The following is a 14,806-nucleotide window of genomic DNA, read 5'->3' as shown; positions in this document are numbered from 1 at the left end:
AGTTGGGACCTTGTCCCTGTGAGAGTAGGACGTCGCCAAGCAACTAAAAACACAAGTCTTTTGACTTGTGTTTTTTTTATTTCCCATGAAATAGGTTCGGTTCTGCTAGTAAAAATTTCGAAATATAGTAAGGAATTTTTTGAGCAGAAATAGTAAGAAATTGATAAATAAATGGGTAATCTTCAGAGCCATAGCTTCCAAGTAAATCATACCACCAATCTGTTTCGTATCTAGAAATCATACTTAAATTGTAGAGCAATAAATAATGAACGAGAAGTTCAGGTAATACGGGTGTAGGATTTCTAGGATCAGTTGTGAGTGGTAAGTAATAAGTATCAGCGAGATATTCGTAATATAAAGGCGTACTATATATAGGATTCCACGATTGGATAGGAGCCGTAAAAAGTAAATTGGATACGCTCGTTTTCCCGGGGACATGTTGCACGGATAAGTGCTTACAAATTGATTCAATATAACGTGAAAATCTTTCTGAAGTCATATGAAGTCGATCTAGTATATTGACTGAAAAGGAAAGTTCATTTGCATTTGTTGAATTAATTTTATATAAAGTGGAACCTCGCTGACTATAGCGAAATAAGCTTTGTAATTCAGGAATATTCCCCATTAAATCCAACATGTTAAACTTCTCTGATTCTAAGTGTTTCATGTGAAACAGTTGTTCTGCAACATGAGTAAATAGTCCATTTTTTTGTACCTTTACCTCATCTTCTAAAAATTGATATCCCTGTTTTTTCCGCTTACGAGTCGTAACGCCATGAGCTAAAACAGTAGTGGATTCAGGATAGTTTGGATCAATAGTTAATAAGCATGCTTTAAAAAGTTGGCTCATTCCATAAAACAATAACATTGGTTGAATCGAAAAGGGAGCTACCTTATATAATTCGTAATAATTTTTCCCGTGTTCTAAATAATAAATAAAAGGATAACAATTTTCGAAACTTTTTTTTTCGGCATTTTGTATCGAGGATTTTTCATAACAACGGGCAAGATAACGTTGTACATTTTGAGATGAAAAGAAGAAACTTAGTTGCTGCCAAGTACAATGTGTTTGATGCATATATTACGCTCCTTTTATTGTCTAAAAATTCTAACATATATATACGTCCTTGACAGTATTTTAACCAATTGATAAGCTACTAATAATAATTTCTGGTATCATGGGGGGAACAATTATGTGGGAATCTAAATTTGTTAAAGAAGGTTTGACTTTTGATGACGTATTACTTGTACCAGCAAAGTCAGATGTACTACCAAGAGAAGTAAGTGTTAAAACAGTTTTATCTGAAAGCTTACAGTTAAACATCCCGTTAATTAGTGCAGGAATGGATACAGTAACAGAAGCGGATATGGCTATTGCAATGGCTCGTCAAGGCGGTTTAGGGATTATTCATAAAAATATGTCTATTGAACAACAAGCCGAGCAGGTTGATAAAGTAAAACGTTCTGAAAGTGGTGTTATTTCAGATCCTTTCTTTTTAACTCCAGAACATCAAGTGTATGATGCAGAGCACCTTATGGGGAAATATCGTATCTCAGGTGTACCGGTTGTAAATAATTTAGACGAGCGAAAATTAGTTGGTATTATTACAAACCGTGATATGCGTTTTATCCAAGACTACTCAATCAAAATTTCCGACGTAATGACAAAAGAACAGCTAATTACAGCTCCAGTTGGTACAACGCTAGATGAGGCTGAAAAGATCCTACAAAAGTATAAAATTGAAAAACTCCCTCTTGTTGATAACAACGGTGTATTACAAGGGCTTATTACAATAAAAGATATTGAAAAAGTAATTGAATTCCCGAATTCTGCGAAGGATAAGCAAGGGCGCTTATTAGTTGGAGCAGCAGTTGGTGTAACGGCTGATGCTATGACTCGCATTGACGCATTAGTAAAAGCTAGCGTAGATGCAATCGTACTTGATACAGCTCATGGACATTCTCAAGGCGTTATTGATAAAGTAAAAGAAGTTCGTGCAAAGTATCCATCATTAAATATTATCGCTGGAAATGTTGCTACTGCTGAAGCAACAAGAGCATTAATTGAAGCAGGTGCAAACGTAGTTAAAGTTGGTATTGGACCAGGCTCTATCTGTACAACACGTGTTGTAGCTGGGGTTGGTGTACCACAATTAACAGCGGTTTATGATTGTGCAACAGAAGCTCGTAAACACGGTATCCCAGTTATCGCTGACGGTGGTATTAAGTACTCTGGTGATATGGTTAAAGCTTTAGCAGCAGGAGCACATGTTGTTATGCTAGGTAGTATGTTTGCTGGTGTTGCTGAAAGTCCTGGTGAAACTGAAATTTATCAAGGTCGCCAATTTAAAGTATATCGTGGTATGGGTTCTGTCGGAGCGATGGAAAAAGGAAGTAAAGATCGTTATTTCCAAGAAGGAAATAAAAAACTTGTTCCAGAAGGTATTGAAGGACGAGTACCATATAAAGGACCTTTAGCAGATACGGTTCATCAATTAGTTGGTGGATTACGCGCAGGTATGGGATATTGCGGAGCACAAGATTTAGAATTCTTACGTGAGAATGCACAATTTGTTCGTATGTCAGGTGCTGGTTTACTTGAAAGTCATCCTCATCATGTACAAATTACAAAAGAGGCTCCAAACTACTCATTATAATGTCTTATATATAAATAGACGGAGATTTTATATCTCTGTCTATTTTTTTTTGATTATGTTAGAATAACGGTTATGTGAGTACATAGATATTGGGGGTAGCAAAAGTGAAAGGTATGTTTTGCAAAAGATTCATTGCACTAGTAACAATGTTTACACTAGCTTGTAGTATGTTGTTACCATATAGCAATGCATCAGCTGAAACAGGAGCTGCTTTAAATATTGAAGCAGGTGCGGCAATTTTAGTTGAAGCGAATTCTGGAAAAATTTTATATCAAAAGAATGCAGATGAATTATTATCCATTGCTAGTATGACGAAGATGATGAGTGAGTATTTAGTTCACGAAGCAGTAGATAAAGGAAAGCTTAAGTGGGATCAGAAAATTAAGGTTTCTGAATATGCGTATAAAGTTTCGCAGGATGCTTCATTATCAAATGTGGCATTAGAAAATGGTGGCTCTTATACAGTAAAAGAGTTATACGAGGCAATGGCAATCTTCTCTGCAAATGGTGCAACGATTGCATTAGCAGAAGCAATTGCAGGTAAAGAAGTAGATTTCGTAAAAATGATGAATGATAAATCGAAAGAACTAGGGTTGAAAAATTATAAATTTGTCAATTCTACAGGTTTAACGAATAAAGATTTAAAGGGAATGCATCCAGAAGGAACAACAGCGGATGAAGAAAATAAAATGTCTGCAAAGGATGTTGCAACTTTAGCACAACATTTAATTAAAGATTATCCAAAAGTGTTAGATACAGCAAAAATCCCGAAAAAAGAATTCCGTCCAGAAAAAGAGAAGTTTGCAATGTCGAACTGGAACTGGATGTTAAAGGGCTTAGTTAAAGAATATGATGGCGTAGATGGCCTAAAAACAGGCTCAACTCCAGAAGCGGGAGATTGCTTCACTGGTACGGTTGAAAGAAACGGTATGCGTTTTATTTCTGTAGTGATTAAAACAAGTTCTCATACAGCACGTTTTGATGAAACAAAGAAGCTATATGATTATGGATTTGCTAACTTTGAAATGAAACAAATGTATAAAAAAGGTTCTTCAGTAAAAGGACAAGAAACAGTACGAGTAGAAAATGCGAAAGACAAAGATGTAGCAGTTCAAACGAAACAAGCCATTTCACTTCCAGTACCAAAAGGAAGTAAAGATGTTTATAAAACAGAATTAAAAGAATCGAGTAAGGGACAAGAGGCACCTATTAAAAAGGGAACTGCGCTTGGTCAAATGGTAATTACGCCAAAAGATACAAACGATCCTGGATTTTTAACTGGTAAGTCATTGCAAGTGGATCTTGTAACAACAGCTGAAGTAGAAGAAGCAAACTGGTTTACTCGTGCTATGCGCGGAATTGGTTCTTTCTTTAGTGGTATATGGAATAGTGCTGTTGATACAGTAAAAGGTTGGTTTTAAAAGCTCCTCATTGTAGGGGCTTTTTCTTATTCCTATTTTTCATACCGACTTTATGAAAAAGTAGTAGACAAGCATCTGATAGTTAGTGGTAGAATGTAAGAGTATTCTTAATTTTCGCCTTTAACGGGGAAAAGCAATTCACCTAGGGGGGTTTTTGTAACATGACAAACGTAACAGGGACAGAACGTGTAAAACGTGGAATGGCAGAAATGCAAAAAGGCGGCGTTATTATGGACGTAATTAACGCTGAACAAGCAAAAATTGCAGAAGAGGCAGGCGCAGTTGCCGTTATGGCATTAGAGCGTGTACCAGCAGATATTCGTGCAGCGGGTGGCGTTTCTCGTATGGCAGACCCAACAATCGTTGAAGAAGTTATGGGTGCTGTGTCAATTCCGGTTATGGCAAAATGCCGTATCGGTCACCTTGTAGAAGCGCGTGTATTAGAATCATTAGGGGTAGACTATATCGATGAGAGTGAAGTATTAACTCCTGCCGATGAAGTATACCATTTAAATAAACGTGATTACACAGTTCCATTTGTATGTGGTTGCCGTGATATCGGAGAAGCTGCACGTCGTATTGCAGAAGGTGCATCTATGCTTCGTACAAAAGGTGAACCAGGAACAGGAAACATTGTAGAGGCAGTGCGTCATATGCGTCAAGTCAATGCAGAAATCCGTCAAGTTGCAAGTCTACGTGAAGATGAGTTAATGACATATGCAAAAAATACTGGTGCTCCTTATGAAGTACTACTTGAAATTAAACGCCTTGGTCGTTTGCCGGTTGTAAACTTTGCAGCAGGTGGTGTAGCAACACCAGCAGATGCAGCATTAATGATGCAACTTGGTGCGGATGGTGTATTTGTTGGATCTGGTATCTTTAAATCAGAGAATCCAGCGAAATTTGCACGTGCAATCGTTGAAGCGACAACTCATTATGAGGATTACGAGTTAATTGCAAGCCTTTCTAAAGGATTAGGTAATGCGATGAAAGGTATCGAAATTTCAACGTTACTACCAGAGCAACGCATGCAAGAGCGTGGATGGTAATTGAAGGAGAACTTTAAAATGGTGAAAATCGGTGTACTAGGTCTTCAAGGTGCAGTTCGTGAACATGTAAAATCAGTTGAAGCAAGTGGTGCAGAAGCTGTTGTTGTAAAGCGTATAGAACAACTTGAAGAGATTGATGGTCTTATTTTACCAGGCGGTGAAAGCACAACTATGCGCCGTCTTATTGATAAGTATGCTTTCATGGAACCACTTCGTACATTTGCGAAGTCTGGTAAACCAATGTTTGGTACATGTGCAGGAATGATTCTTCTTGCAAAAACACTTATTGGCTATGACGAAGCACATATTGGTGCTATGGATATTACAGTTGAGCGCAATGCGTTTGGACGTCAAAAAGATAGCTTTGAAGCTGCACTTTCTATTAAAGGTGTGGGAGAAGATTTTGTTGGCGTATTTATTCGTGCCCCGTATGTTGTAAATGTAGCGGATAATGTTGAGGTACTTTCTACACATGGTGATCGAATGGTAGCGGTAAGGCAAGGGCCGTTTTTAGCTGCTTCTTTCCATCCGGAATTAACGGATGATCATCGTGTAACAGCATACTTTGTAGAAATGGTAAAAGAAGCGAAAATGAAAAAAGTTGTATAAGTAACTTGCAACTTGTATAAGATTATAGTAAATTGATGGTAACAATTTTATAAAATAAGCGTGTTGATAGGAAATAGTAACAAATGTCGTTTCTTATAGAGAGTCGATGGTTGGTGGAAATCGATAGAAACAGTTTGTGAATCCATCCTGGAATGGAATGTGGAATATCTTTATGATTAGTAAACATTCCCGGTGAAGAGCCGTTATTTCTACTTGAGAGGAAAGCGGTAATGCTTTCAACTAGGGTGGCAACGCGGGTTAACTCCCGTCCCTTTATATAGGGACGGGAGTTTTTTGTGTTTTATAAAATAAAAGGAGGAGTATATAATGCTTGATATTAAATTTTTACGTACAAATTTTGAAGAAGTAAAAGCTAAGTTACAGCATAGAGGCGAAGATTTAACTGATTTTGGTCGCTTTGAAGAATTAGATACGAGAAGAAGAGAACTACTTGTTCAAACAGAGGAACTAAAAAGTAAACGTAACGAAGTATCTCAACAAATCTCTGTATTGAAGCGCGAAAAGAAAGATGCAGAAGCTCTAATTTTAGAAATGCGTGAAGTTGGAGAAAAAGTAAAAGATCTTGATAACGAACTTCGTACAGTTGAAGAAGATCTAGAAAGATTGATGCTATCTATTCCAAATATTCCTCACGAATCTGCTCCAGTTGGTGAAACAGAGGATGATAATGTAGTAGCCCGCACTTGGGGAGAAGTGAAGGAATTTGCTTTTGAACCAAAACCACATTGGGATCTTGCTACAGATTTAGGAATTCTAGATTTTGAACGTGCTGGAAAAGTAACAGGAAGCCGCTTCGTATTCTACAAAGGTGCTGGCGCAAGATTAGAGCGTGCTTTAATTAGCTTTATGCTGGATCTTCATACTGATGAGCATGGATATGAAGAAGTATTACCTCCGTATATGGTAAACCGTGCAAGCATGACAGGGACAGGACAACTTCCGAAGTTTGAAGAAGATGCATTCCGTATTGAAAGTGAAGACTACTTCTTAATTCCAACAGCTGAAGTACCTGTAACAAATATGCACCGTGATGAGATCTTAAATAAAGAACAATTGCCTATAAGATATGCTGCATTTAGCTCTTGTTTCCGTTCTGAAGCAGGTTCAGCTGGCCGTGATACACGTGGTTTAATTCGTCAGCACCAGTTCAATAAAGTAGAGCTTGTGAAGTTTGTAAAACCAGAAGATTCTTATGAAGAGTTAGAAAAACTAACAAATGATGCAGAACGCGTGTTACAATTATTAGAGTTGCCATATCGCGTTATGAGCATGTGCACAGGCGATTTAGGATTTACGGCAGCGAAGAAATACGATATTGAAGTGTGGATTCCAAGCTATGGCACATATCGTGAAATCTCTTCTTGTAGTAATTTCGAGGCTTTCCAAGCGAGACGTGCAAATATCCGTTTCCGTCGTGAGCCAAACGGCAAACCAGAACATGTTCATACATTAAATGGATCTGGTCTTGCAATTGGACGTACGGTGGCAGCTATTTTAGAGAACTACCAACAAGAAGATGGTACAATTATAATTCCAGAAGTTCTTCGCCCTTATATGGGAGGAAAAACAGTTATTAAGTAAATTTATAAACATTCATCGGTATGAGTGATTGGTAATTATGAGCGTTGTCAGTACTATAATATAGGAGAGGAAAAGTAAAATTTTCCTTTCCTCATAATTTATTTTAGTAGGGTTGACTAACTGTTTTTCTTTTGATATTATATTTGATGTCAATATGGAGGTATACCCAAGTCTGGCTGAAGGGATCGGTCTTGAAAACCGACAGGCGGCGAGAGTCGCGCGGGGGTTCGAATCCCTCTACCTCCTCCAGATATAATTGACAACAGCGCATATAAGTGGAGATTGGAGAACTCGTTACCACACGTAACGAGTTTTTATTTTAAAACCAATCATAAAGTATGGTGTAAGGCGATTTTGTCCTTATTACACACTCATATTCCGATGATTATCTTCATAGATATGAAAGGAGTCAACATGGATCTTATTATACAAACGTTTCCTTTAGATGGAAAAACTTTATATTATGTACAATGTCCTGTCTGTAAGAACAATAGAATTTTAAACAGTGGTGCAAATGTATCACGCATTATTAGCGATGATACATTCCGTAAACTTTGTGGTTGCACTTGTGATGTAAAGCAAACTGCAACAAAAGTAGAGGCACCAAAAAAAGTTAAAAAAGAAGCTGTAAAGAAAGAAGCAGCTCCAAAACGTACAGGTAAAGTATTAACAGCAGTAATTAACGGGAAAGAAATGACTGTTAAAGAGATTGCTGAGGCGTACGATATTAGTACAAGTACTGTTCGTCAGCGCATTAACGCTGGAAAACCTGAGAGTGAAATTATTGCTCCAACAAAGAAAAAGTAATTTAATAGAAAAACCCGTGCATATGCACGGGTTTTTTATTTTACAAGTTTACGTGTTTGTTTTAAAAAATGACCGATTTTTTTATGATTGGTTCAATGGAATCGCCATCTTTTAAAATATCGTATTCATTAATGTTTAATCGTAAAACAGGGCATGAATTAAAGTTGTTAATCCAGTTTTCATAACGCCCATGCATCTCTTTCCAATACTCGATTGGTGTTTGCTGTTCCATCGGACGTCCACGTTCTTGGATACGATCAACGATATCATCGAAAGAACCTTCTAAGTAAATTAATAAATCTGGATGTGGGAAGTAAGGAGTCATGACCATAGCGTCAAATAAACCTTTATATGTTTCATAATCGGTTTCCGTCATTGTACCTTTTTCGTGATGCATTTTTGCAAAAATGCCAGTGTCTTCATAGATAGAGCGATCTTGAACAAAACCGCCACCGTATTCAAAAATTCTTTTTTGTTCTTTAAATCGTTCTGCTAAAAAATACACTTGTAAGTGAAAGCTCCAGCGTGTGAAATCAGCATAGAACTTGTCCAAATACGGATTAGAATCTACCTTTTCAAATGATGTGCGATACCCTAAAGCGTTAGCCAATGCAGTTGTCATAGTGGATTTACCGACACCTACTGTTCCAGCGATAGTGATTACTGCGTCATTTGGTATATCATATTTTTGCCTTAAATTCATTATTATTTCGACTCCTTTAAGAGAGTATTTTGAAGGGCAGATAGGATGACGTTTAAATCATCAGGATTTTTTACAAAATCCATATCGTCTCCGTTAAATTTCAATACTGGGATATCTGGATGGTCCTTTTTAAAAGCATCCATTGCTGTTTCGTAATCTTTTGTGAGCTGTAGTAAGTAATTTGGATCCATATTTTTTTCGAATTCTCTTCCGCGCATTGCGATTCGCTTTTGTAATGTTTCTAAGCTAGCTGTTAAATAAACGATAACGTTTGGAACTGGCATATCTTGTGTAAGAATACGATAGATTTGCATGTACTTGTCATATTGAGAATCTTTCAATGTACGGGATGCAAAAATTACATTTTTGAATATATGATAATCCGCTACTACTGGCTTCCTTTGATTCAAATACTTTATGTTAATATCTTCTAATTGTTTGTATCTATTACAAAGAAAGAACATCTCTGTTTGAAAACTCCATTCGTCGATGTCTTCATAGAACTTTCCTAAAAAGGGATTTTCATCAACAATCTCTTTCAGTAAGTGGAGTTGCATGTGAGTTGAAATTTCCTTCGCAAGTGAAGTTTTTCCAACACCAATTGGTCCTTCAACCGTGATAAATGGTACTCCGGTCACGCTGTTTCCTCCTTTCAATCAGTGATTTACCGTGACTACTAAAAACACAAAACAGAATTATTGTAGCACAAGAGGGAAGCGAGCGGGTTAATTTGATATAAAAAGTTGGAAAATAGATATATGTATTAATCAAATTTTATTTGAAACGACGGTACTATATTTGCTTTTAATGTGGTTTCCATTATTTTTAAAGCATGCAGGTTATCCTGATCATCATTAGAGGCAATACAGTCCTGTGGTATATACAATGTATAATTCCTCATATGAGCATCGTTAGCTGTAAAGAGGATACATATATTCCCGGCGACACCTGTTAATATTAGATTTTCTATTTTTAAATAGCCTAATAAAGAATTTAAAGGTGTTTCATAAAAAGCAGAGTAATGTGGTTTAATAAAAATGTAATCATCAGCATTTGGAGCGATCTTATGAATGATATTTTCACTATACTCATTTGTACAATGAGTAATCAATTGGTCAATATCAGATCTCCAAAGTTGATAATGGTCATTAATATAAATGATGGGACAACCGAAGGATTTCATTGTCTTCTTTAATTGTAAAATAGGAGTGGTTATAATTTCGCATTTTTTGGCTAGGATAGGCCCGTGTGAAAATTGAAAGTCATTAATCATATCGATAATGAGTAAGGCAGTATTCTTCATATGTAATCCCCTCTCTTTTTTCTTAGGGTGGATTGAATTTGTAAAAGTTATCCCATGTGTAGTAAATGGAAATAAGTGTACTTTATTTGTAATGAAAGGACTATGTTATGGAACGTGATCAAGATATTTATTTTATGCAGTTAGCAATAGAAGAGGCTAAAAAAGCAGAGGCAATACAAGAAGTACCGATTGGTGCAGTTATAGTATTAAATGGTGAAGTAATTAGTGTTGCTCATAATTTAAGGGAGACTGAGCAAAGATCAATAGCTCACGCTGAGTTGTTAGCTATTGATGAGGCATGCAAAAAATTAGGGACATGGCGTTTAGAAGATGCGACGTTATATGTAACATTAGAGCCTTGTCCGATGTGTGCGGGTGGAATTGTTTTATCACGAGTAAAGCGAGTTGTATATGGTGCGAGTGATCCGAAAGGTGGATGTGCAGGGACATTGATGAATCTGTTAACGGATGAACGCTTTAATCATCAATGTGAAGTAGTGGCTGGTGTATTAGAAGAAGAGTGCGGTACGCTATTAACGAACTTTTTTAGAGCGCTTCGTAAAAAAAGAAAAGCGATTAAGAAATTAGAGAAAAGTAAAGAGAATTAACGTATTTGCATTTTATAAAAAAACAAGTTATACTGATAGTGCCTTTAATGAAGGCAACCGAATATTGGTTTTAACTTTGCCGTGCTAAGCGGGGAGGTAGCGGTGCCCTATACTCGCAATCCGCTCTAGCGAGGCCGAATCCCTTCTCGAGGTTATGTTGCTGTAAGGTCTGCCTTAAGTAAGTGGTGTTGACGTTTGGGTCCTGCGCAACGGGACCCCGTGAACCTTGTCAGGTCCGGAAGGAAGCAGCAATAAGCGGGTCTTCTCGTGTGCCGCAGGAGTGCCTGAACCGAGCTAACTGCTTAAGTAACGCTTATGGTACGTAATCGACAGAAGGTGCACGGCAGTTATATATGTATACAAAACTCACCTTAATACTAAGGTGGGTTTTTTGTATAGAAAATAACTTTTGGAATCTATAAACAGAATGGGTTATAATAAATGAGATAATAACCTTTGAGGGAGGCCGTATTTTCGTGTCATACCAAGCGTTATACCGAACATGGAGACCGCAAAAGTTTGAAGATGTAGTCGGTCAAAAGCACGTGACAAAAACGTTGCAAAATGCCCTTCTTCAAGAGAAAGTTTCACATGCTTATTTATTTTCTGGGCCGAGGGGAACAGGAAAAACGACAATTGCAAAAGTGTTTGCAAAAGCAATTAACTGTGAACATGCTCCGGTAGCTGAACCTTGTAATGAATGTCCTTCTTGTTTGGGGATTACACAAGGATCTATTTCAGATGTATTAGAAATTGATGCGGCTTCAAATAACGGTGTAGATGAAATTCGAGATATTAGAGATAAAGTAAAATATGCTCCAAGTGCTGTAGAATATAAAGTATACATTATTGATGAAGTTCACATGCTTTCCATGGGTGCCTTCAATGCGCTTTTAAAAACGTTAGAAGAGCCGCCAGGACATGTTATCTTTATTTTAGCGACAACGGAACCGCATAAGATACCGCCTACAATTATTTCGCGTTGCCAACGTTTCGAATTTCGAAAGATATCAGTAAATGATATTGTTGAGAGATTATCGACAGTTGTGAACAATGAAGGTACGCAAGTAGAAGATGAGGCATTACAAATTGTTGCACGTGCCGCTGAAGGTGGTATGCGTGATGCGCTCAGTCTTATTGATCAGGCAATATCTTATAGTGATGAGACCGTTACGACAGAAGATGTATTAGCTGTAACAGGGTCTGTTTCTCAGCAATACTTAGGCAACTTAGTAGAATGTATACGTGAAAATGATGTATCAAGAGCATTACGTATCATAGATGAGATGATGGGTAAAGGGAAAGATCCAGTTCGCTTTATGGAAGATTTCATTTACTATTATCGTGATATGCTTTTATATCAAACTTCACCACAATTGGAACATATGTTGGAACGAGTAATGGTAGATGAGCAATTCCGGACGTTAAGTGAAGAAATGCAACCGGAAGTAATCTATGAGATCATTCATACTCTTAGTAAAGCACAACAGGAAATGAAGTGGACAAATCATCCGCGAATTTTCTTAGAAGTTGTTATGGTACAACTGTGTCAACAGTTTATGATGCAAGCAAATGGTGCAGATCGTTTACAAGCAATTATGAACAGGATGCAGCAATTGGAGAAAGAGTTAGAACAAGTCAAAAAGAATGGTGTGCCGGCCGGTGTGCAGCAGGAAGTCAGAGAGACGCGTGCAGCACCAAAGCCAGTACGGACAGGGAGTATGAAGATACCTGTCGGACGCGTAAATGAAGTATTAAAGCAAGCGAAGCGTCAAGATTTAGAACAATTAAAAGCTGTATGGGGAGAGTTGTTAGGAAGACTCAAAGCATACAACAAAGTAGCGTTTGCTGTTTTGTTAGAAAATAGCGAACCGGTAGCGGCTTCAGATGATACTTACGTTTTAGCGTTCCGATATGAGATTCACTGTAAAATGGCAAGCGAAAATCGAGAGGCTATGGATACAGTGGAACAAACTTTATTTGAATTGCTAAGTAAAAGATTAAATATGATTGCCATTCCAAAAAGTGAATGGGGTAAAATCCGTGAAGATTTTTTACAGCGTGAAGGTGGAAGTTCTGAAGAAAGCCCAGAGAAAAAAGAAGATCCTCTTATAGAAGAGGCTGTAAAATTAGTAGGGCAAGAACTCATTGAAATAAAAGAGTAATAATAATTAGGAGGAATTAATTATGATGCGTGGCGGAATGGGAAATATGAATAACATGATGAAACAAATGCAAAAGATGCAAAAGGAAATGGCAAAGGCGCAAGAAGAACTTGGCGAAAAAACAGTTGAAGGTACAGCTGGCGGCGGTATGATCACAGTTATTGCAAATGGTCATAAGCAAATTCTTGAAGTAAAAGTGAAAGAAGAAGTTGTAGATCCAGAAGATATCGAAATGTTACAAGACTTAGTGTTAGCTGCAACAAACGATGCACTTAAAAAAGCTGATGAACTTTCAAACTCTACAATGGGTAAATTTACAAAAGGCTTAAACTTACCGGGTGGAATGTTCTAGGAGGATATTGATATATGCATTATCCAGAACCAATATCAAAACTAATTGATAGTTTTATGAAATTGCCAGGAATCGGACCGAAAACAGCGGTTCGATTGGCGTTTTTCGTATTAGATATGAAAGAAGATGATGTGTTAGGTTTTGCAAAAGCACTTGTAAATGCGAAGCGAGACTTAGCATATTGTTCTGTATGCGGGCATATTACTGACCGTGACCCTTGTTATATTTGTAACGATTCACATCGAGATCAATCAGTTGTTTGTGTCGTGCAAGAACCGAAAGATGTAATCGCGATGGAAAAGATGAAAGAGTATCAAGGTGTATATCATGTGTTACGTGGTGCTATCTCTCCAATGGAGGGAATTGGACCAGAAGACATTAATATCCCGCAACTTCTAAAGCGACTACACGATGAAACAGTACAAGAAGTAATATTAGCAACAAATCCTAATATTGAAGGGGAAGCTACAGCGATGTATATATCCCGCCTCTTAAAGCCGACAGGTATTAAAGTAACTCGTATTGCACACGGTCTGCCAGTTGGTGGAGATTTAGAATATGCAGATGAAGTGACACTGTCGAAAGCATTAGAAGGTCGTAGAGAAGTATAAGAGGAGAAACAAAAATGTTCTTTCAAAAAAAGGGTAAATTGCGTAAAGAGTATGATGATAAGCTAATTGTACTGTTAGAAAAGGTGAAGAATGAATGGTTACGTCAAAAGAGAATGGTTGAACAAAGTGTTGAACCATCTCAAGATGTACTTTGTTCTTTGAAAATAGCAGAGGCGAAATATTTCTTCTTGCTAAAAGAAGCAAAACGTCGTCCTGTAAAGATGGAGCAATGGTAAAAGGTTCTGCTGAAAAAGCAGAGCCTTTTTATTTTATTCGTTTGGAAAGATCGATTAATAGTTTTTGTGAAGAACGTGTAGCCGAATCAAGGTGAATAAGATGAAACGACTGGAGTTATATAATAAACGTTCTTTTTTATCGTCTTGTCCCATACAAATAAATGTGTATAGGTCATTCATAAGGAGGAAAAAATGAATTCTACAATTATTATTGTTGGTATTCTTGCGTTAGTTTTTATTTTCCTTGTTTTTGGTGTTTCTTCTAAGCCGTTACGTTTTATAGGAAAAGCGCTCTTTCATGTTACTTTAGGAGTAGCATTACTTTTTATCGTAAATGTTGTAGGAACGTATTTTGATTTTCATATTCCAATTAACTTGGGCACCGCAACAATTACAAGTTTATTAGGTCTACCCGGTGTTGCTGCATTAGTGGTTATTAAGCTTTATATCATGCCAAGATAAATTTATTTTGGCATTTTTTTTAAAAGTGTTGACTTGTGAATGATTAATATGGTAAATTAATAAGCGTCGTCAGGAACGAAAGAAAAAAGTTGTTGACAGATTTAACGCAAAATGTTAAATTATAAAAGTCGCTGAAACGCGATGTTGAACTTTGAAAACTAAACGAAACAAACAACGTGAAACGTCAATTTTTATTTTAGATGCTAGACAAACTAACTTTA

General features: G+C 37.1%; 15 protein-coding genes, 1 tRNA gene, 1 other RNA gene, 1 pseudogene and 1 other annotated feature. Of the genes and pseudogenes, 14 read left to right on the top strand and 4 right to left on the bottom strand.

Features of this window, described 5'->3' with window-relative positions:
- Positions 1 to 76: 76 nt before the first annotated feature.
- A complete protein-coding gene (locus tag PDQ68_RS27750; RefSeq protein WP_061182604.1) occupies positions 77 to 1,078 on the bottom strand; it encodes a YaaC family protein in 1,002 nt (333 codons plus the stop codon).
- Between the two features lie 115 nt (positions 1,079 to 1,193).
- Here PDQ68_RS27750 and guaB point away from each other — a divergent pair, with 115 nt between their 5' ends.
- From guaB to PDQ68_RS27715, 7 genes are all read left to right on the top strand, one after another.
- Complete coding sequence (guaB, locus tag PDQ68_RS27745; protein ID WP_000264079.1) at positions 1,194 to 2,657, top strand: IMP dehydrogenase; 1,464 nt, start codon at positions 1,194 to 1,196, stop codon at positions 2,655 to 2,657.
- A 113-nt stretch (positions 2,658 to 2,770) separates the two neighbouring features.
- Entirely contained in the window at positions 2,771 to 4,078 is a 1,308-nt protein-coding gene (gene dacA, locus PDQ68_RS27740) for a D-alanyl-D-alanine carboxypeptidase DacA (protein ID WP_141114923.1), read from the top strand.
- A 161-nt stretch (positions 4,079 to 4,239) separates the two neighbouring features.
- Complete coding sequence (gene pdxS, locus PDQ68_RS27735; protein WP_000186156.1) at positions 4,240 to 5,127, top strand: pyridoxal 5'-phosphate synthase lyase subunit PdxS; 888 nt, start codon at positions 4,240 to 4,242, stop codon at positions 5,125 to 5,127.
- Positions 5,128 to 5,145: 18 nt separating this feature from the next.
- The gene (gene pdxT / locus PDQ68_RS27730) at positions 5,146 to 5,736 is read left to right on the top strand and encodes a pyridoxal 5'-phosphate synthase glutaminase subunit PdxT (protein ID WP_000238781.1); all 591 of its coding nucleotides are present in this window, start codon (positions 5,146 to 5,148) and stop codon (positions 5,734 to 5,736) included.
- A gap of 54 nt (positions 5,737 to 5,790) precedes the next feature.
- Positions 5,791 to 6,012 (top strand) — a binding site (T-box leader).
- Between the two features lie 51 nt (positions 6,013 to 6,063).
- Positions 6,064 to 7,338: a serine--tRNA ligase gene (gene serS, locus PDQ68_RS27725; RefSeq protein WP_000884181.1), complete on the top strand. Its 1,275-nt coding sequence runs from the start codon at positions 6,064 to 6,066 to the stop codon at positions 7,336 to 7,338.
- A 156-nt stretch (positions 7,339 to 7,494) separates the two neighbouring features.
- Positions 7,495 to 7,587 (top strand) — tRNA-Ser (locus PDQ68_RS27720).
- 165 nt (positions 7,588 to 7,752) lie between these two features.
- Complete coding sequence (locus PDQ68_RS27715) at positions 7,753 to 8,145, top strand: sigma factor-like helix-turn-helix DNA-binding protein (protein WP_000364200.1); 393 nt, start codon at positions 7,753 to 7,755, stop codon at positions 8,143 to 8,145.
- A gap of 35 nt (positions 8,146 to 8,180) precedes the next feature.
- Here the strand turns inward: PDQ68_RS27715 and PDQ68_RS27710 are convergent.
- From PDQ68_RS27710 to PDQ68_RS27700, 3 genes and pseudogenes are all read right to left on the bottom strand, one after another.
- A pseudogene (locus PDQ68_RS27710) lies at positions 8,181 to 8,848 on the bottom strand (deoxynucleoside kinase).
- A gap of 2 nt (positions 8,849 to 8,850) precedes the next feature.
- Entirely contained in the window at positions 8,851 to 9,486 is a 636-nt protein-coding gene (locus tag PDQ68_RS27705) for a deoxynucleoside kinase (RefSeq protein ID WP_000148224.1), read from the bottom strand.
- A gap of 125 nt (positions 9,487 to 9,611) precedes the next feature.
- On the bottom strand, positions 9,612 to 10,151 hold the full coding sequence (locus PDQ68_RS27700; protein WP_061182603.1) for a cysteine hydrolase family protein: 540 nt from the start codon (positions 10,149 to 10,151) through the stop codon (positions 9,612 to 9,614).
- A gap of 107 nt (positions 10,152 to 10,258) precedes the next feature.
- Here PDQ68_RS27700 and tadA point away from each other — a divergent pair, with 107 nt between their 5' ends.
- The 7 genes from tadA to PDQ68_RS27665 all read left to right on the top strand — a co-directional run bounded on the left by tadA (position 10,259) and on the right by PDQ68_RS27665 (position 14,585).
- Complete coding sequence (tadA, locus tag PDQ68_RS27695) at positions 10,259 to 10,759, top strand: tRNA adenosine(34) deaminase TadA (RefSeq protein WP_000439013.1); 501 nt, start codon at positions 10,259 to 10,261, stop codon at positions 10,757 to 10,759.
- Positions 10,760 to 10,838: 79 nt separating this feature from the next.
- Positions 10,839 to 11,103: signal recognition particle sRNA large type (ffs, locus tag PDQ68_RS27690), an RNA gene on the top strand.
- 132 nt (positions 11,104 to 11,235) lie between these two features.
- A complete protein-coding gene (gene dnaX, locus PDQ68_RS27685) occupies positions 11,236 to 12,924 on the top strand; it encodes a DNA polymerase III subunit gamma/tau (RefSeq protein WP_061182602.1) in 1,689 nt (562 codons plus the stop codon).
- A gap of 25 nt (positions 12,925 to 12,949) precedes the next feature.
- Positions 12,950 to 13,276, top strand: coding sequence for a YbaB/EbfC family nucleoid-associated protein (locus PDQ68_RS27680; RefSeq protein WP_001996460.1), 327 nt, complete (start codon positions 12,950 to 12,952; stop codon positions 13,274 to 13,276).
- 14 nt (positions 13,277 to 13,290) lie between these two features.
- Positions 13,291 to 13,887: a recombination protein RecR gene (recR, locus tag PDQ68_RS27675; protein ID WP_000559169.1), complete on the top strand. Its 597-nt coding sequence runs from the start codon at positions 13,291 to 13,293 to the stop codon at positions 13,885 to 13,887.
- Between the two features lie 14 nt (positions 13,888 to 13,901).
- On the top strand, positions 13,902 to 14,123 hold the full coding sequence (locus tag PDQ68_RS27670) for a YaaL family protein (protein ID WP_000466020.1): 222 nt from the start codon (positions 13,902 to 13,904) through the stop codon (positions 14,121 to 14,123).
- Positions 14,124 to 14,315: 192 nt separating this feature from the next.
- Positions 14,316 to 14,585: a pro-sigmaK processing inhibitor BofA family protein gene (locus tag PDQ68_RS27665; protein ID WP_001089263.1), complete on the top strand. Its 270-nt coding sequence runs from the start codon at positions 14,316 to 14,318 to the stop codon at positions 14,583 to 14,585.
- The last annotated feature ends 221 nt before the right edge of the window (positions 14,586 to 14,806 follow it).

This window comes from Bacillus cereus group sp. Bc010 (assembly GCF_027716745.1).
Lineage (GTDB): Bacteria > Bacillota > Bacilli > Bacillales > Bacillaceae_G > Bacillus_A > Bacillus_A pacificus.
The sequence above is the reverse complement of the archived record's forward strand: the minus strand, read 5'-3'. Positions and strand labels throughout refer to the sequence as shown.